The 19,171-nt window shown below is 52.3% G+C and carries 13 protein-coding genes; all 13 read right to left on the bottom strand.

All coding sequences use genetic code 11. The annotated features are described in order from the left end of the window. On the bottom strand, positions 1-733 hold a 733-nt coding region (locus C162_RS26380; RefSeq protein WP_036699411.1), incomplete at its 3' end, for an alpha/beta hydrolase fold domain-containing protein. Positions 734-779: 46 nt separating this feature from the next. Next, positions 780-1,754: a LacI family DNA-binding transcriptional regulator gene (locus C162_RS26375; protein ID WP_036699410.1), complete on the bottom strand. Its 975-nt coding sequence runs from the start codon at positions 1,752-1,754 to the stop codon at positions 780-782. A 427-nt stretch (positions 1,755-2,181) separates the two neighbouring features. Continuing rightward, positions 2,182-3,171, bottom strand: coding sequence for a LacI family DNA-binding transcriptional regulator (locus C162_RS26370; RefSeq protein WP_036699409.1), 990 nt, complete (start codon positions 3,169-3,171; stop codon positions 2,182-2,184). A 74-nt stretch (positions 3,172-3,245) separates the two neighbouring features. Next, positions 3,246-4,073: a carbohydrate ABC transporter permease gene (locus C162_RS26365; protein WP_036699406.1), complete on the bottom strand. Its 828-nt coding sequence runs from the start codon at positions 4,071-4,073 to the stop codon at positions 3,246-3,248. Then, the gene (locus C162_RS26360; protein ID WP_036699404.1) at positions 4,073-4,954 is read right to left on the bottom strand and encodes a carbohydrate ABC transporter permease; all 882 of its coding nucleotides are present in this window, start codon (positions 4,952-4,954) and stop codon (positions 4,073-4,075) included. Before C162_RS26360 ends, C162_RS26365 begins: the two co-directional genes overlap by 1 nt. Before the next feature lie 84 nt (positions 4,955-5,038). Then, positions 5,039-6,400, bottom strand: a complete 1,362-nt coding sequence (locus tag C162_RS26355; protein WP_235218531.1) for an ABC transporter substrate-binding protein — start codon at positions 6,398-6,400, stop codon at positions 5,039-5,041. Between the two features lie 291 nt (positions 6,401-6,691). Beyond that, on the bottom strand, positions 6,692-8,320 hold the full coding sequence (locus tag C162_RS26350; RefSeq protein ID WP_051493945.1) for a response regulator: 1,629 nt from the start codon (positions 8,318-8,320) through the stop codon (positions 6,692-6,694). Further along, complete coding sequence (locus tag C162_RS26345) at positions 8,274-9,986, bottom strand: sensor histidine kinase (RefSeq protein WP_036699402.1); 1,713 nt, start codon at positions 9,984-9,986, stop codon at positions 8,274-8,276. Before C162_RS26345 ends, C162_RS26350 begins: the two co-directional genes overlap by 47 nt. A 56-nt stretch (positions 9,987-10,042) precedes the next feature. Continuing rightward, on the bottom strand, positions 10,043-11,749 hold the full coding sequence (locus C162_RS26340) for an extracellular solute-binding protein (RefSeq protein ID WP_036699400.1): 1,707 nt from the start codon (positions 11,747-11,749) through the stop codon (positions 10,043-10,045). A gap of 103 nt (positions 11,750-11,852) precedes the next feature. Next, a complete protein-coding gene (locus C162_RS26335; protein WP_036699399.1) occupies positions 11,853-12,731 on the bottom strand; it encodes a carbohydrate ABC transporter permease in 879 nt (292 codons plus the stop codon). A gap of 18 nt (positions 12,732-12,749) precedes the next feature. After that, entirely contained in the window at positions 12,750-13,709 is a 960-nt protein-coding gene (locus C162_RS26330) for an ABC transporter permease (RefSeq protein ID WP_442792478.1), read from the bottom strand. Between the two features lie 508 nt (positions 13,710-14,217). Continuing rightward, a complete protein-coding gene (locus tag C162_RS26325) occupies positions 14,218-14,442 on the bottom strand; it encodes a hypothetical protein (protein WP_036699397.1) in 225 nt (74 codons plus the stop codon). A 240-nt stretch (positions 14,443-14,682) separates the two neighbouring features. Then, positions 14,683-19,011, bottom strand: coding sequence for an endo-1,4-beta-xylanase (locus C162_RS34685; protein ID WP_084649053.1), 4,329 nt, complete (start codon positions 19,009-19,011; stop codon positions 14,683-14,685). Positions 19,012-19,171: the final 160 nt, after the last annotated feature.

Raw genomic sequence — 19,171 nt, 5'->3', positions numbered from 1 at the left:
TAGGGGGGGGGGAACCCCCCGCCAGTTGATCCGCACGGCCGGGTGCCGCATACGGGGAGGTGTCTGCGCCCCCGGCAGGACCGCCCAGGTACATCTCCCATGCCACCAGATTGTTGGCCCGGTTCCACACCGCAGGGTGAGTTACCTCATAACTGGAAGGTGTAATGTTGCGGTCGTCCAGCATCGGATACAGCGGAAGCTGGAAACAGAGGGCAGGACCTCCCTTATCTCTAGCCATCAGGGCCAAGGCAGCCGCCAGACCGCCGCCCGCACTCGCGCCGCCTACAGCAATCCGGGCCCCGTCAATCTGGAGATCATTCCCCGGATCTGCAAGCCACACCAATGCCGCGAAGCTGTCTTCCACCGCTGCCGGGTACGGATGCTCCGGGGCAAGGCGGTAATCGGGCGACACGACAACACAGTTGGCCGCAAGGACGAAGCTCTCGCATAACGCATCATCGCCGCTCGGCTGGCCCAGAATATAGCCGCCCCCATGAGTCCAGAGCAGGGCAGGCAGCTTATGCTTACTCCGCTTCGCCGGTTCATAGATTCTGATCCGCACCGGCCCGGAACCGGCAATCAGGACCCGCTCCGTAATGCGGACGCGGCCCGACGGTTCAGTAGGCAACGGGAGCATATTCCGGGCTGCGGCCAGATCCCCCGGCAAATGCAGCGGCGGCAATCCGGCCATCCCCTCTCTTAATTCCGGGGCCACGCGGTGAATGAAATTCATCTATTTTCCCTCCATATCGTTCGAATGTGAATAAATCCTGTGTGCTTCAAGTGGTCCCCTTCTCCGATAACCGGACGGGAAGAATGGTCTCCAGCGGGACCGGCTCGCCGGCAATCTGCTGAAGCAGATATTGAACGGCCAGCTCGCCCATCTTCTTGATCGGCTGTACGATGGTAGTCAGCTCCTCCGCATTCAGGGCGGCAATTCCGTCATAGCCTACGACCTTGACTTGACCGGGCACGTCTCTGCCCAGCCTTCTGCACTGCTTCAGCACCTGCAGCGCCAGCATATCGCTGCTCGCGAATACGCCGTCCAGCTCAGGACGTTCCTGAAAAAGACTGCTAACCAGCTTCTCGTAATCCTTATACTTGAATCCGTTCAGATCGGTTTGCCTTACGGTGTACGCAACATCTTGCCCTTTGACCTGCTCCAGGAAGGCGTCATGCCTTTGCTTGGCCAGCAGATTAAGGCGCAGATTCCCGCTAAGATAGGCGATGCTCCGGCATTTTTTGCGCAGCAGCAGCCGGGTGGCCAGCACTCCCCCCTGATAGTTATCTGAGGCAATGAACGGGATCGACTTAGAGATCTGCCGGTCCAGCGACACCAGCGGCAGGTTGATCGACTTGTAATCGTTCACGCTCATCGTATGGCTGCCCATGATAATGCCGTCAACCCGGCTGGCCCGCAGCAGATCGATGTACTCTTTCTCTTTTTTCTTGTGATGCAGGGAATTGCACAGCATAAGCTTATAGCCTTGTTCATAAGCATAGGCCTCAATATGCTTGGTTACCTCTCCGAAGAACGGATGGGAGATATCCGGCAGAATCAGGCCGATAATATTGGATTTCTTGCGCAGCAAGGAGCGTGCCACCTCACTCGGATGGTAATTCAGCTCCTCCATGGCATCGTTCACCTTTTGCTTCAGACTCTCACTGAGGTATCCCCGGTTATTAAGCACACGGGAGACGGTAGTGACGGAGACGCCGACCTTCTCGGCAACATCTTTGATGGTTACAGCCATCCGTACCTCCTGACCCGGGTCAGCCACCTTCCTCTGTTCAGCGGAACAGGGCATGGCTCTGTGTTAACCGGTTAATATAATAGGACAGCAGCAGCTTTAAAACTGTAAGAATGGCTTAATTGCAATCCGTACAACTAAATCGTCTGGTGTGCTGCCATATCTCCATTTAGCTGTATTTCGTGCAATTAAAATACCTCTATACCTGGATTTTCACCCATTCCAGCAAATTTAGTTGTATGGAATACAGTTAGTGGAGGAATGCCTTCCTTTTCACTGTTTTTAGTTGCACCGAATATACTTATCTCTGATTATGCGAAAAACCGAACCCAATAGTTCAGGTGGTTTCCTCTTACTGGTCCAATCCATAAATTTAAATCTGACGCTCTACTAAGGCAGACGCTGGCAGGGAAGCTGCCCGCCCGGGGTATCAGGTCGTGCCGCGCTCCACAGCCGTTACCGGGAATGTATTCACCATCGTCACCGCCTGTCCCTCGATCTGCTGGACGGCCAGCTCCATAATGGCTTCGCTCATCTCCTGAATCGGCTGCCCGACCGTGCTTAGACGCGGTGAGATCATGGAGGCGAGCTGCACATCATCATAGCCCACAATGCGCATCGCTGAAGGAATCTCCTTGTCCAGCAGGTTACAGGCATGAATCACCTCCGCGGCAATCACATCACTGCTGGCAAATACGCCGTCAATCTCAGGATGCTCCTGAAGGAAGGCGGCAATGGCGGTGTCCCCTCCGGTATAGCTCCCCTCTTCAACCTCCAGCTGCAAGTACAGCGGCGTAAGCCCGGCGAGCTTCATCTCCTCTTCGTACCCCTGCCTTCTCAGACCGGCCAGCATGAAGTGATGCTGGGGACCGTCGATGCCCCGCTGGATATAGACCGTGTGCCGGCAACCCTTGCCGGTTAATAACCGGGCAGCCAGCCGGCCGCCCTCCAGATTATCCGAGGTGACCACGGGGATGTCCTCAGAGATTACACGGTCGAAGGAGACAATCGGCAGGCCCAGGTGAAGATAATGCTGCACATCCAGCACGGCACTGCCCATGATGATGGCATCGACCTGGTTTTTTTTGAGCATCTCGATATAATCTACTTCCTTGGAGACGTTGCGGTTGGAATTGCAGAGCAGCAGCTTGTAGCCCTTAAGGTCTGCATAATATTCGAGATAGGCAGTCAGCTCGGCAAAAAAAGGATGGGAAATCGCCGGGATGATCAGCCCGATCATATTGGATTTTTTGCGGAACAGGGCCCTGGCCATTTCATTCGGCTGATAATTCATTTCCTTCATCACCCGGTAGACCTTCTCCTTCGTCTTGTCACTGATATACCCTCTATTGTTAAGGACTCTGGACACTGTATTCACAGAAAGTCCTGCCTGCTTCGCAACATCCTTCAGATTCGCCATAGGAACCACCTTGCTTTTTAGTTCCAATTATAGAGGAATTCGGGTTAGATTTCAGCTATATCGTCAACTCCCCCTTATTTCAGCGCCCCTTCCGTGATCCCCTTGATGATCTGTTTTTGCAGGAACAGGTAGATGATCAGCACGGGAATAATCGTCATAATCAGCCCGGCCATCAGCGGCGCATAGTCCACAGAATAGGAGGAGAAGAAGGTATACGTGGACAGCGGCAGTGTCTTCTGATCCGGCGACAGCAGCACCAGACTGGGCAGAAGATAGTCATTCCAAATCCAGAGCACATCGAGCACCAGCAGGGTGACGAACACCGGCTTCAGCAAAGGCAGCACTATACTGAAAAACGTCCGCAGCGTGGTGCTCCCTTCGATAAACGCCGATTCTTCCAGCTCGTATGGAATCCCTTTGATAAAGCCGTGGAACGTGAAGACGCCAAACGGCACCCCGAAGCCGAGATACATGAACAGCAGCGTCAGCTTGGTATTCAGCAGGCCCATATTCCCGTACAGCATCACCATTGGAATCATCAGCACCTGGAAGGGCAGAGCCATGGAGGCCAGCATGAGGAAAAAGAAGATGGAATTCACCTTCCATTTGTAGCGGACGAACAAGTACCCGGTCATCGCCGAGAAAATAATAATGATCGTGACAGAAATCCCCGTAATGATCAGCGAGTTCATGAACCCCTGCATAAAGTCCATATTGTCAAAAGCGCTGGCGTAGTTCTTGAAATTAATCGTTGCCGGCAGGGACAGCGGGCTCTCGAAGAATTGCTGGGTGGTCTTGAAGGAGTTCATAATAATCAGCAGGAACGGTGTTAAAAAGGCAAACAGCAGCAGGTACAGGAATCCTGTCCGCACGCCCGAGAGGATACGCCGGTTAGCATTCATTAAGATTCCACCTCCAGCTTCTTCAGCAGATAGGATTGCGTCAACGCGATAATCGCTACGACAGCGAACAGAACAACTGCCTCTGCCTGGCCGACACCGTATTGATTGGAGAGGAAGGCTTTTTGCACGATATGGTAGGTGGCCAGCTCCGTTGAATTGAACGGTCCTCCCTTGGTTAAGGCCAGGTTAATGTCATACGTTAAGAAGGACCGGGACAGGGAGATGAAAATACAGATGACGATTGCAGGAACCGTCAGCGGCAGAATAATTCTGCGGATCACCGAAGTCCGCCCTGCCCCGTCGATGCTTGCTGCCTCCAGCACATCATTCGGAACGCCAGTGAAGCCCGCGATATAGATGATCATCAGATACCCGACCAGCTGCCAGGCGGTTGCAATGATCAGCGCCCAGAATGCCGTCCCCGTATTCGTCAGCCATGAGGTCTGAAACAGCTCCCAGCCGTATTTAGCGCCAAGGTAAGGCAGCACTTGTGAGAAAAGCGTCTGCCACAGGTAGCCGAGTACGATCCCGCCGACCAGATTGGGTGTAAAGAAGCCTGTGCGCAGCCATTGCTCGCCTCTCCCGCCTCTCGTCAGGGCGAGTGCGATGAAGAAAGCGAAGACATTGGCAATCACCACGGTGAAGAAGACATACTTCAGGGTGAACCACAGCTGCTGAAGGAACACCTTATCCCTGAACACCTCCAGATAATTCGTGAAGCCGATCAGGCTGCTGTCGCCTGTACGGACATCCCAATTCGTGAAGGTCAAATATAAGCCGACGATGAACGGTATGATCACTACGGCGGCAAAAGCGAAGATTGAGGGACCTCCGAAGACCAGAAACGTCCCCGCATTCTTCAGTGATAGCTTTTTGTTCATAGTGCTGCCCCCTTTCCTCTTAACAGGCTGAACTGGAGAATATCCCAGTTCAGCCTGTTCTTTTAGCACAAACGAAGAAATTCTCTATTTCCCTGCGTACGATTTCCAGTAATCCTGAACCTCCTGCGCAAGCCCCTGGCGGTCGATATTGCCTACCAGATACTTCTGCATCGCAGCTCCGGTCTTGGCCCAGTAATCCTGCGGCAGGTAATTGATGACCCCGATGTTGATAATCTTCCCTTGCTTCACGTATTCGCTAACGGCGTTGGACATGACGTTCGTGCTCTTCGCCTTAAGATCCTTGTATGGCATGGACAGCCCCATGTCGGTAATAATGGCCTTCTGCCCGTCCTCGCTGCTGACCATCCATTCGATGAACGCTTTGGCGGCTTCCTGCTGCTCCGGCGTAGACTTCGAATCATCGATGGCGAACAGCTTAGGCTCGCTGTAAGCGACTTGCGTGTTACCGAAATCCTCCGGGTTATTGCTCACCGGCAGCGGCAGGATACCGAAGTCGGCATCGCGGCCTTCCAGCGTTCCGATGACCGCCCAGCTCCAGTCCCCCATGAAGTAGAAGGCGGCAGCTCCCTTGGCGAAATCCGCGCTGTCGCGGTTATAATCGGCAACGAGCGGGTCGCTCTTACGTGCGTTGTATTTTTTCAGCAGATCGAAGGTATCCATCAGTCCGGTGAACTCCGGATTCTCCGTCAGCTTAACCTGCCCGTTCTTCAGCTCCTCCACGAACTTCCGGTTGTCCTCCACCTTCTGCGACTGCAGGGAATAGGTCAATCCCAGATAGTGGGCGCCAAGCGACCAGTCTGCCCCGTGAAGCATGACCGGTGCTTTGCCGGAGGCTTCAATCTTCTTGAAGACCGCTTCCAGATCATCACGGGTCTTCACCGATGCGGGATCAAAGGCACCGCCGATACCCTCTTCTACCGCACGCTTGTTGTACAGCAGGCCATAGCCTTGGGCAGTCCAGGGAATACCCAGGAATTGTCCGTCCAGCAATGCGCCATCGATGGCTCCCGGATTAGTGAGGGCTTCATACTTCGCCTTCTCCGGCTCTAAATCCAGAAAATCATCCTTATATTGAAGTATGGTGCCTGCATCCAGATTCACGATTGTCGCCGGATTGCCGGAGGCCAGCAGGGATTGAAACTTCTCAAGCTGCGCGCCGCCGATCGGTGTAGGAATCAGTTCAATCGTCACCTGCGGATTCTGCTCATGGTACTTCTTGAACAGCTCCTCGAATACGGTATTGACTTCTGCAGAGGTATTGAAGAAGGTGAGCTTAACATCCTTGGCGGCTTGCTCTGCTGCTGGCGTCTCTCCCTTTTCTTCCTTAACAGCACCGTTTGCCGAATTCCCCTTGGAGCAGCCTGCGAGTAATCCGGTGACCACCGTCAGAGCGATAGCGAAGCTTGCAGCTTTTCTCAATTTCAAATGAATTCCCCCCGTACTTATGATTGTTTTGAATGCGCATACATTTCGGATGCAACTTTATGATAACCGGTTAACATATTTATGTCAATCGGTTATCATATTTAAATTTTAGCTAATAAAATCCGCCACACGCGCCACGTCCAGTCCAATTGTAATCGGTTTTTCGATTACATTCGGCTCACGCGCCGCTGCCGCTGAATGTATTCGGTTTTCCGCATACATCCGACAAAAAAGGCCTCAGCCCAAATGAGCCGAGACCTCTGATATTACGGGACGAGACCACGCATCCCCCTACAATTTCCCCCGGTAATCCTGGGGCGTCATGCCGAACTGCTCCTTGAACACTTTGATAAAATATTGGCTGTTGGCGTAGCCGAGCTGCTCGGAGATCTCATAGATCTTCAGATCGGAGTTACGGAGGCTTGCTACGGCCTGCTCCATTTTCAGATTCAGGATATACTCGCTGATGCTGATCCCGCTGACTTGCTTGAACAGTCTGGAGACATATGCCGGATGAAGCGAGACTGCATCCGCAACGAATTGCTGGCTGGCCTCTGCCAGATTAGCCGCGATACAGCTCTGCATCTCATTGACGATGCCCATCCGGTTATTCTGTGTATCCCGTTCGAGCTTGCCGTGCAAGGTATCCACCAGCGCTTCTCCCCAGCTGATCAGCTGGGACAAGGAACGGAATAGAGTCTTATCCAGCAGCTCCCGCCCGACCAGATCGGACAGCAGACTATGATTCTTATGGGCAATATAGTGAAAGGAGCCGAGAATCATGGTGCGGATCTCCTCAATATATTCTTCGTTATAGGCCGGGAGGCTGTTGCTGAACTCCTTCATCTGCTGCAGCCGTTCCTTATACCCCTGCCACTGGCCGGTCTCCAGCAGATGCATCAGTGTCGGGGAAGCATATAAGTCCTTGAGCGGCTGGACCGGTGAGCTCTTCTGCTTGTCCGTCAAGGAGATGAAATAGCCCTTGTCATTGCCTACTTGCTGTCTTAACGCCGACTGGGAATCCTCATACATGGCGCGGATATCCAGCGGGAATTCGCCCGGGTAGGACAGAATGACCGAAATTCCGCCATTCAGATATTCATTCACACTGCTGTGCAGCTGATGGGTATTATGGGTTAGCTGCTTCAGAATCTTGCCCGGGTCAACCGCCCCCGCTTCATTGCTCTTCACAATAAACACCAGGTTCTCATGCGCATCCCGGCCATGCCACATCTCGAAGCCGGAGCCCAGCAGCTCGCAGGCAATGTTCGTCACCGCGTATTCAAAGAGCAATTGGCTATCCAGCCCGAAGTTCGTGAAATGCTCCTCCAGGCGGATCAGAATCAGGAAGACCCGGTCATTTAGCTGAAAATCAATCTGATATCCGCGAAGCTTGTCCTTCAGCCGTTCCTGCGGATAGGATTTGCCCTGAACCAGCTCGGCCAGCAGCTTATCCTTCAGCGCCGGAAGATGCTCCCGGAAGGCCAGCATCGCCTGCTCATAGGATGCCGTCCGGTCGAGCTCCTTCTTGATGGTCTTAATCGTGCCCTCCAGAGCAGCACGCAGCTTCTGGTGATCCAGCGGCTTAACAAGATACTCTACCACCCCATACTGAAGGGCTTCCCGGGCATATTCGAACTCAGCATAGCCGGTTAGCAGAATACACTTGATTCTCCGGTGGGTCTTCCGCACCTGCTTCACCAGCTCCAGCCCGCTCATCCCGGGCATGGCAATATCCGTAATGACTATATCCACCGGGTATTGTCCGATCATCTGCATGGCCTGGGCGCCGGAGTAGGCTTTGTATACTTTTTCAATCCCGAAGTCCTGCCATGGAAAAGCAAGCTCCAGATCATCTACGACATATTGTTCATCATCTACCAGCAGAATTTGCAGAATGAGCTTCTCCCTCCTTTTCAATACGAATCCGGTAACAGGTGCCTTCGGACAGCACGGAGTCTACGGATAACCCCGAGTCCTTGCCAAAATACAAGCGCAGCCGCTGATTCACATTCCTTAGCCCGGTTCCGAGCTGTTCATTACTGATGATATTGTCCTCGATATGGCGGCGGACCGCGCCGAGCCGTTCCTCCGTCATGCCGATTCCGTTATCCTTCACGGTAATCAGCAGATACGAAGCATCTTCTTCGGCGGCAACCGAGATGATGCCGGGCCTCAGGCTCGGTTCAATGCCATGCTTAATGCAGTTCTCCACGAGCGGCTGCAGAATCATCCTTGGCAACCGGTATCTGCCCGCCTCTGCCGTGACACCGAACTCGAAGGTGATTTCTTTTTTGCGCAAATGGATCATATGCAAATAATGCTCGACGAAATCCAATTCATCCTGAAGCGTCGAATCCAGCTGTTCAATCTTGTGAATGTACCGGCAGTAGGAGGCCAGATGCAGCGTCATCGCGGTGACCGCATGATAATCCTCGATGCTTGCTTTGCTCTGAATGAAATTCAGGCAGTTATAGAGAAAATGCGGATTAATCTGCGCCTGATACTGCTTCAGCTTCGCTTCCTTGACTTCAATCTCGCCCAGCAGGACTTGCTCAATCAATGTCTGTGTATTCTCAGCCATCCGGTTAAAGGAATTGCCGAGCACCTTGAACTCATTGACCTGCAGATCAACGGCACGGCTGGAAAAGTCGCCCCGGTCAAACCGGTCAATCGCCTTGCGCAGCATGATCACAGGCTTCTGGACCTGCTTGCGGAGCAGCAGTGTGTAGAACATAATACCAACCAGCACCACCAGTACCGCATAGAGGAACAGCCGGTTATTGCGGTTAATCGGTTCGATATACTGTCGCTTGGGATAGGCGTCTATGAAATACAAATCCAGCATGTCCGACTTCTTATAGTTAATCTGGTATTCTGTACGGTTCTCTGTAGCGGAGATGGTTCCCCTGTCCCCGTTAATCCCAGGACTGATCGACTGTAACAGCTCCTGCGGAAATGCTGCCCGCGGCTGAATAAAGGCCCGCTCAGAGGCATCGTACAGCAGCGGCATACCGGAGACATACTGATCCATCATTTTCACCAGATTATCCAGAGAAATCCTGACCTCAATTAACAGCGAGCTAATATGACTGCGCATGATGTTGGAGTAATATCCCTTGCCTTCCTTATCCATGTGCAGCACCCAGCGGTTCCGCACCTGCTCCGGGGGACTGAAAGTGCTGAAGGAGAAGGAGGAATCCGAGGATACCGTCTCTTTCTCATCCTCATAGTACAGAATAACTGTATTCTTCCAGGAGGTAGAGGCCGTGTTCAGAGCCAGCTTATCGATGATGGTCAGCTTCATCTCATATTTGGAATATTGATCCCCGAACTTCAGAATATAAGGATATCCACGCACAGACTGGTCCTGTGACAAAGTAATGGTATTTGTCAGCACCTGTTCAAATTGCGTGGATAGCTGGGAGGTCATGAATTCAACCTCGTACATTTTATTTTTTCTCAGCTCATTCTGAATGTCCTTCACGTTCAGCCGGTAGATGAGCCAAAACGCACCTACAATGATCAGCAGCATCAGCATCAGGACAAACGACAGCCACTGAAAGATCGACAGACGATATTTCACATTGCCCTCCTCCAAATGAAAGGACGGCCTAGGGGCCGCCCTTATTCTTTATATCTTTATTTCTGCAGAGATTGATACCATTCATTGACCTCTGTGGTCACTTTGTCGCCGCCTGTAGTTTTCCATTTCTCTACAAAGGTATCGAATTCGTCTACCGATGCTTTGTCATAAATAATTTTGTTCAGAATTTCCTTCTCCAGCTTCTCCAGCATATCTCCGCGGGCGAGCTGAGTTTCAGTAGGTGTACCTGTGAACATCTCAGGCATTACACTGTCCTTCTGGTCGATGATGATCTTGGCTGCTAAGATCTGCTCAGGAATACGCTCGGACAGATTCTTCTCATACTGGTTAGCAGGCTCTGCGCCGCCAGCGAGCTTAGCAAGCGTGTTCATCATCAGGTTAGGAATAATAGCGCCATCGTAAGTTAGGGTATAGCGGATCGCATCCACCCAGCCGCCTGGAATCTTATCCGTATCCTGCTCTTTCAGGACGGTTCCGTCTTCAGCGATATCATAGTCATAGCCTTTGGCGAAGCCGTTCACGAAGGTTGTGCTGTCCGGGTTGGCCCAGTTATCAAACAGATAGTTCTGGTAGACGAAGAATGCGTCTTTATGCTCCATATCCTTGTTGATCAATACAGCACCGGAGGCGATCTTCGTGCCGTGTCTGCCTACCTTGCCGTCCGGGCCTGCCGGAAGCGGATAAGCCTTATGCACTGCACCTGGAACGTTCTTCTGCAGATCCGGCAGCGGCCAGCCTGTCATCCAGTAAGGGCCGACAATGATACCGGATTTGCCTGCTGTAAAAGCTTCTGTTGCTTTGTTCTCATCATACAGACCGGATTCGGAGGAGATGTAGCCTGCCTTCATCCATTTCTGCATCGTTGCCAGGCCTTCCTTCATCTCCGGCTGAACAGAACCGTAAGCGAGCTGGTTGTCCGCTGTCTTGTTCCACTGGTTCGGCATAGCGCCGAACATTCCGAAGACCCATCCGGCTTCCGACATCCATGTGTTCAGGTTGTTTTTGAAGCCTACAGCGAGTCCCGTTGTATCCTTCTTGCCGTTGCCGTCAGGGTCCTGATTCGTGAACGCATCCAGCACGGTTTCCAGCTCAGCCAGATTCGTCGGAGCCTTAAGGTTCAGCTTCTTCAGCCAATCCTCACGAATATACATGACCGGATCATTATTATAAGCGTTTTCCAGAATCGGGATACCCATACGTTTGCCGTCTCTCATGTAGGGATTCCATACGGTTGGCTCTTCGGCCATCGCTTTTTTGTAGATATCGGAAGCATATTTGTCGAACAATTCGCCCGCATCGGTGAACTGGCCGCTGTCAATCAGATCGGAGATCAGGGAAGGGCTGCCGCGGAAAGAGATGATATCCGGCATTTTCTCACCAGAAGTAAGCATCAGGCGCAGCTTGGTTTCATAGGCGTTGTTCTGGTCACTTACGGTCCAGAGATACTTGATGTCAATGCCCAGTGTATCCTTGGCCCATTTGGTGTGCACGTTATTCTCAATGTTCTCGCCGTTCTTGAATTTCAGGCTGCTGGCGATGGGAAATACGGTTGAGATGGTTACCGGCTCTGTATATTTACCATTCTCAAAGGGAGCCGAATACATAGCATCTTCGCTTGCCGCCGGCTTGTTGTCCCCTTCTGCCTTCTTGTTGTCAGCATTGCCGCCACATCCAGCCAGCAAGCTGCCCAGCATGACCGTGGATAACACTGCCGCAGCAGAGAATTTCATTTTCTTTATCATTTAATCTTGCACCCCTTTAATTAAAATTTAATCATATTAATTATATGAGTCAATCTTTTTTCACTTCCAGCGCGTGCATCACCCCCTTTAATAGGAAGGACGGCTATTCCTTAACCGCCCCGAGGACAATTCCCTTCACGAAGAAACGCTGCAGGAATGGATACACGATGAGGATCGGTGCCATTCCGATGAAGATTTGAGCGGCTTTGACCGTTCTTTGCGAGATATTCTCCAGATCCTCCGGCCGTACGGTCACCTTACTGAAGTCCTGCTGGACAATGACCGACTGCAGGAAGGTCGCCAGCGGATAGTTGCGGTGATCCGTCATATACAGCAGGCCGTCGAACCAGGAGTTCCAGTGACCGACAATCGTGAACAGCGACAGCGTAGCAATGGCCGGCATGGATACCGGGAGATACACGCTGAACAGTGTTCTGAAATGACCTGCGCCGTCGATGAAGGCGGCTTCTTCCATTTCTTTGGGCACGGCCCGGAAGAAGTTAAGCAGCAGAATGACATTCCATACCGAGACGGCCCCCGGCAGAATCAGTACCCATATGGAGTTCATGAGGTGCAGCTTCTGAATCAGAATGTACATCGGCACCAGACCGCCGCTGAACAGCATGGTGAAGACCAGCAGCCAGATATACATGTTCCGGCGTCTGAACCGGGCGTTCTCTTTGGACAGCGCATAGGCGGCCAGAATGACTATCCCCATGCTGAACAGCGTTCCCAGCACCGTGCGCTGCAGGGTCACCCAGATGGACCGGATGAAATTCTCATTGGCTACGGTCTTGGTATAGGCGTCCACTGTGAAATCTACCGGCCACAGACCCACCAGATTGGCATTGGCTGCCGATTTCCCGCTGAACGATACAGCAAGGACGTGAATCAGTGGGACAACACACATGACTGAGACTGCGATCATCAGGATATAGTTGAACACGGTGAAGATGCGGTAAGGTTTTGTTTTATGATACATGCCACATTGGCCTCCATTCTAGAAAATACGGTAGTTAGCAAATTTATACGAAAGGCGGTAAGCTGTTACGATCAAGACAAAGCTGACAACGGATTTGAACAATCCGACCGCTGTGGAGAAGCTGAACTTACCGTCAACAATTCCTAGTCTGTAGACAAATGTATCGATGATGTCCCCTTTATCGAAGACAAGCGCGTTATACAGGTTGAAGATCTGGTCGAAGCCGCCGTTAAGCACGTTACCCAGCGCCAGTGTTCCTACCACGATGGTAATCGGCAGCATGGCCGGCATTGTAATAGACCATGTCTGCTGCCAGCGTCCAGCTCCGTCAACCTCAGCAGCTTCATAGAGTGCCGGGTTAATTCCCGCCAGAGAGGCCAGGAAGACGATGGTGTTGAAGCCGAACTCTTTCCAAACATCACTCACTACTACGACAAACCGGAACCAGTTCCCGTCACCCAGGAAGAAAATCGGCTGGATGCCGAATACACTGACCAGTACCTGGTTGATCAGGCCTCCATCTCTGGCCAGCAGGTCGGAGAGGATACCGCCCAGGATAACCCATGACAGGAAGTGGGGCATATAGACAATGGTTTGTACCATTTTTTTGAATGCCATCTTGCGGATCTCATTCAGCAGCAGTGCGAATAAGAAGGGAACGATCAGGTTGGCGATCATTTTCAGACCGGCAATAATCAGTGTGTTCCAGATGATCTGAACGTTCTCGGGAATACTGAACAGATATTCAAAATGCTCCAGCCCCACCCATTTGGAGGCGCTAAAGCCTAAGCCCGGCTTGTAATTCTTGAAGGCAATCGCAAGTCCTGTCATCGGAATATAGGCGAAGATCAAGGTAAGGATCAAAGCCGGCAGAACCATCAGATCGAGACTAATCGTCGATTTCCATTTCGATTTTTTCCGGGGACTCCCCGCATTTACATCCATTTTCTCGCCTTTTACGCTGGCTGGCGTAACCAAGTTTTTCATGCTCCTGCTCCCCTTTGCTGGTCAACGTGTATCCGTTTACTTTGTTTATAAATTAATAATACCTAGCCGGACATGACAGTTACATGATAAATACAAAGCATTGATAACAAAATGATAACCACAACAGTTTTGGAGATAGCATTACGGTGGCGCTTGGGTGGACGCTCCGCGAACGGACCGTTGTTACAATCGCTGTTGTGTCCAGATTTTATTGTATTTTTACCTTAGCGGTGAAAATCCGGACACAAAGGCGACCGCTGCTGCTTTTCCGCGGGTCGTTCCGTTCTCTCCGCTGTTTAAGCGGGGGGCAAGGTCACTGAAAAAGGACAAACCATTACAGAAACTATCCCCTAGTCATGACATGGCCCGGCACCATCGAGTAACTTCCAGTTAAGCCGCCGCCCCAGCGATGGTTGCACAACCTACTAGAGAATTAATTGGATAAACATATCTTAATTTAGCCGGTTTGGAGCTTTTGAGGAAATTAGGTGGATTTATGCTATTTATTTTCGAGGAAATCTTCTTTTTGTTCTAATCTCGGCGTAACAAGTGCCTTTTTTCCAACTACTGTCTGGCGAGGGGCATTCCAAGCGCGAACAAGTGCCCAAAATCCAACTATTTCCTGACGCAGTATCGGGGCAACGCAGGCAAGGTAGACAAAACAGTCGTCCACCATGAGCATCGCAGCCCTATTACTCCCATCACTAATATCCACCCGCTCCAAACTACTCTCCACTCATCAATGTCCAACCGCACCAAGCGGCTCACTCTCGCTATTGACATCCACTCGCCCCTAGCGACTCACTCTCGCTATTGACATCCACTCGCCCCTAGCGACACTCTCTATCCATCGATTGGCCTCCCGCATGATACGCTCCCTCCATCCCACCACAAAAAGCAGCGGCCCCCTTATCGGGAGAACCGCTGCTCGAACGAATGCTATAGACTTGCGGACATTACTCTACTAATTGAGACTGATTATCCGGTACACTACCACGGCAGCCTGCTCTTTGGTCATCTGGGCCTTAGGCATGAAGTAGCCGTTTTGTGTGCCTTGGATGACTCCGTCAGCCTGTAGCTTCTCAATAGCGATGGTTGCCTCCTGTGTCAACAGGTTCAGATCTTTGAATTCTGGAACCGCTGCTGGATCGGCCTTCAACTTGATCTGCTCTAGCTGGGCAAGTCTATACAGCATTACCGCCATTTCCTGACGGCTGAGTGTATCGCTCGGACTGTAGAGCCCGTCTGCTCTACCTTTTACAATACCTAAGGCTCCAGCAATGTTGATAGCCTCGGCATACGGGGAATCCTTACTGACATCCTTGAAGCCTGGAGCGGCTGCTCCAGCTTGAAGGTCAAAAGCATCGACCAGCAGCTGGGCAAATTCCGCCCGGTTCATCAATACCCCTGTCTCATAGGAAGCCTCTGCTCCCAGAGGAAGTATTCCGCTTGCAGCCAGAGCCTCAACGCTCTCGGCAGCCCATTTGCTGCTCTTATGATCCGGCAGCTTCACTGTGGCAACCGCATACTGTCCAAGCTCCTTGGTCTGGAAGGAGACATAGCCTGTAGCCGGATCATATTGACGATCCTTCACAACTGCAAGCTTACCATTCTCCAGCACTTGATAGACTGCAAGCTGGTGCGCCCGCTCGCCTGACTTAAGTTCATAAGGCAGCAGCAGGGTAAGCGCAGCAGCGTCCACTGCTGTGTTCTTGGCTCCACGGATCGCAAGCGAGAAGTCCAGTACAGCCGCTCCATCCAAGCGGGTCTTCACTGCTGCCGGCCATCCGTCCTGGCCCACACGCTTCACTTGAAGCTGAAGAACATCCCCAGCCTGCGTATCCTGCAATTTCAGCAGCTGTGTGTTCAGGCTCAGCACTGCCCCGAAGCCGCTCTCAATACGAATCTCCTTAATTTTCGGCTGTGCGGCCAGACCCTGAAGCGGAAGCCCCAGCTGCAGCACTTCGGTCCCGGAGGCAGGCTTGACAGCAATCTTCAGAATGCCGCTGTCCAGCGACTGAAGCACGGCCTGACTTACTACATCCGGCGTGAGATCAACATTCAGCACTCCAGCCTTATCCGGGGAAGTCTGAACGGTCAGCTTGCCATCTGCGAAGACCGCTGCCGGAGCCGGTGATTTCACAGGTGGTGACGAGCCTGGCGATGGATACGAAGAAGTCCCATCTGTAGGGGTTGGCGGTGCCGCCTCAGGTGCCACAAAGGTCAAAATCCCGAAGTTTGAGGTATCCCGCCACGTATCCTCTCCCCTGTCATTCCATTTACTCGTACTGCGGGTGCCGTCGCCCCGGTCATCATTGATCTGGAGATCAAGCCCGATGGAGCTTCCCGCCGCCCCCTTGATCGTGCCGAAATGTATCTTGGCTTCCACGCGGTACCCGGTGTCCGTATGGACTACCGCGCTGGTCAATCTGCTATCCGAGGCTCCTCCGCCAAAGGATGCCACATTATTAATGTTAATCCGGTATTGGCCGTCATCCCCCTCATAATACGGGGTTCTGCTGAAATTCTCATCGATGAAGATCTCCACGGAGTCCTGGTCCCATGGATTCGCAGCATCCGCCTTCAGCAAGACGTCCTTCACATCAATGATCAGATAGAGGCTGTCCTCCATCCACATCGATCTGGCTTCTGCGGTGGTACTGTAAGGCGCGGCAGTCATTTTCACCTGAAAAGGCTTTGCCTTCTCCCACTGCGTATCCATCTGTCCGTCGATCTTCACCTGACCCTTCAGCGATTCCGCCGAATTAGGCATGGCAGAGAGCCGGAGAACACCGTAATGACTGGTATCTGTGTCCTGGGACCGGCTTCTGTCATTCCAGTAGGCAGGAACAGAAGCCGGAACACCGGCGTCACTGACACGGATATCAAGACCCAGCTCCGCGCCTGCGGCACCCTTGACGGTTACGAGCGGAATTCTTGCTTCAATGATATAACCGCCCTCGCGTTCTGTGCTGGTGAAGCTGACTCCTTCGGTCCCGGAGCCCGAACGCGGCAAGCTGATCTTGCGGTCATCCGGCTGATACGCCGTAGTCTTCCCATTGTTCTCATCCAGGAAAAGCTCAACCTTGTCTTCCCCGTTCTGACTTGCATCGGTTACGTCTACCTTCACATACAGGTTATCGGTATCCCACAGCGTATGAACCTTGGCAGATACTGTGCTGCCCTGTTCAAGTGGAATCCCTGCTGTTTTGCTCCATAGGGCTTTCCCGGCTGCGCCTGCCTGAGGCGTACCCTCAAGCGCCACGGCTACATTGTGAATGGCCGGCAGCTTGGACGGGTCCACCGCCCCCCAGAAAGCAGGCTTCGCCTTCAGCTGCTCATCGAACAACATAGCATGGTTGTTGTAGCTTTTCTCATCCTGCACGCCCCAAATGGAGACTGAGGAGATCGTGTCCTTGTACTTCTTGTAGAGCTCGAACAGATCATTATAGCGTTTGCCCTGCTGCGCAGCAATATCCGCAGGCAGCGGAGCAGAAGGGCTGATGCCCGAATCTACGTCCAGCTCAGTGATTTGAATGTCCAACCCAAGCTGCGAGAATTGCTGAATCGTCTTTTCAATCTCCGAATTGGATGGGGAGAATAGTCCGTGATGAGACTGGAGGCCCACGCCGTCAATCAGATTCTTCGCCTTGAGCGTCTTCAGCAGCTTGTAGATATGCTCACGCTTTTCCGGTACCTCTGTGTAATAATCATTGTAATAGAGCTTCGCTTCCGGGTCCGCCGCACGGGCGAATTCAAAAGCCTTCTCGATATAGTCCGGACCAATCAGCTTATACCAAGGGGACAGTCTCATCCCGTCCGGGCCGCCGCCATTGTCGGCAATTGCTTCGTTCACTACATCCCAGGCATAGATTTTTCCCTTATAGCGGTGCATAACGGTCTCAATATAACTCTGTAGACGCGTAAGCAGCAGCTCTCTGCTTGCCGGCTGGCCGTCAGGACCCGTGAACATCCACTCGGCAGCATCCACATGCCACAACAGCGCGTGTCCGCGAAGTCCCATTCCGTTCGCCTGGGCGAAATTCACATATTTATCCGCCCCGTCGAACACATAAGTACCCTCGGAAGGAGCAAGGAATTTGGGCTTCATTTCATAGGTGGCTGTGATGCTGTTGAAATGCTTCTTCAGCAGTTCCCCATAGACCCCTTCCATCTGCCAGGAGTACGCAGCGGCACCAATGGCGAAGTCGTTCGCATAGATGTCTTTTAGCGCAGGGATATCCTGTTCAATGCTCATCTCAGGTGCGGGTTCAACAACCACATCATCTACATAAAAAGATAACGTATCCACAGTCTCCTCTGTAACATAAGGAGTCTCCACGAACAGGTTCACCTCAGACGGCTGGTCGCTGTACTGAAAAGTCCCCTTCAGCAGATGCCACTGATCCCACTGATCGGCCTTAATATCAACCTTATCAATTGCATTCCAGCTCTCGGAACCGGCCTTCTTATACACCGTCATCTGCAGGCTTTTGTCGGCCTCCGGCTTCTCCTTCAGACGGACATACAGCGAGAACTGGTAGCTCTTGCCCGGCCGCAGATGCTCCTTCACACTCAGGCTTGGCCCATGGAAGCTGCGCTCTCTTCCTTCGACCAGCATACTGTTGGTCCCGGTATTGGCAGTATCCTGGCTCACGGACAGCGACTCCGGTCCAATCCGGTTCTTCCAGCCCTGAAGCGTTCCGTCTTCAAAATCCGTGCGCAGCCCTTCCTCCCCTTCCGGGACTTCAGCAGCTGCGGTGGTAATCTTGATATCATCCACGTAGAAGGATGTTCCTGCTGCGGCTTCTGCATAAATCTCCGTGAAGCCTACCTTATCGCCTGTAATAAAAGTACCTTCCAGATACGTCCATTCCCCCGACCCCTTCGCTCCGCTAAGTTCCGCTACAAGCGTCCAGTCCTCTTTTTCGCCGATTTGGGTATGTACTGTGAATTTGACCGGCGCCGGAGATTTCACCCATGCTCCCACAGTGTAGGCTGTGTTCGGAGTCATATGATCCGTCAGAACCTGATTGGGCCCTTCCCAATCCTTGGTGCGCCCATCCACGTACAGACTGTATGTGCCTCCATGATAGACCTCCTTCGTTACTGTAAGCTGTTCGTCTCCCTTCTTGGTCCAGCCCTGTGCGGTGCCGTCCTCAAAGTCCGAAGCAAGAACAACTGCCGGATCTCCCTCAGCCGCAGCATAGACCGGTGTCCGCATCGGCAGCACCGAGGCTGCCAAGACGGCCAGCGCCAGCCCTAAGCTCATCATTCGTTTACGATTGAGCATCTGTACCCTCCTAAGAATCTTCTTTATAAAGCGCTTACAGATTGAATTATAGCTCTATGGAAATCGTTTACAAATAACAATTTGATAGTATTGATAACAAAATGATAAGCGGAGCGGGAAAAATTAGCGGTTTTCCGCATACACCCGGCCCCCCTCGCGC

The organism is Paenibacillus sp. FSL R7-269, from assembly GCF_000517865.1.
Classification (GTDB): Bacteria; Bacillota; Bacilli; order Paenibacillales; family Paenibacillaceae; genus Paenibacillus_AQ.
Note: the sequence above shows the minus strand (reverse complement) of the source record. Positions and strands in the feature narration are given on the sequence as shown.

What these genes read in the sequence shown, in the direction of transcription:
- C162_RS26375 (WP_036699410.1), bottom strand. Translation starts at nt 1,754, where the DNA reads ATGGCTGTAACCATCAAAGATGTTGCCGAGAAGGTCGGCGTCTCCGTC.
- C162_RS26370 (WP_036699409.1), bottom strand. Translation starts at nt 3,171, where the DNA reads ATGGCGAATCTGAAGGATGTTGCGAAGCAGGCAGGACTTTCTGTGAAT.
- C162_RS26365 (WP_036699406.1), bottom strand. Translation starts at nt 4,073, where the DNA reads ATGAATGCTAACCGGCGTATCCTCTCGGGCGTGCGGACAGGATTCCTG.
- C162_RS26360 (WP_036699404.1), bottom strand. Translation starts at nt 4,954, where the DNA reads ATGAACAAAAAGCTATCACTGAAGAATGCGGGGACGTTTCTGGTCTTC.
- C162_RS26340 (WP_036699400.1), bottom strand. Translation starts at nt 11,749, where the DNA reads ATGATAAAGAAAATGAAATTCTCTGCTGCGGCAGTGTTATCCACGGTC.
- C162_RS26335 (WP_036699399.1), bottom strand. Translation starts at nt 12,731, where the DNA reads ATGTATCATAAAACAAAACCTTACCGCATCTTCACCGTGTTCAACTAT.
- C162_RS34685 (WP_084649053.1), bottom strand. Translation starts at nt 19,011, where the DNA reads ATGCTCAATCGTAAACGAATGATGAGCTTAGGGCTGGCGCTGGCCGTC.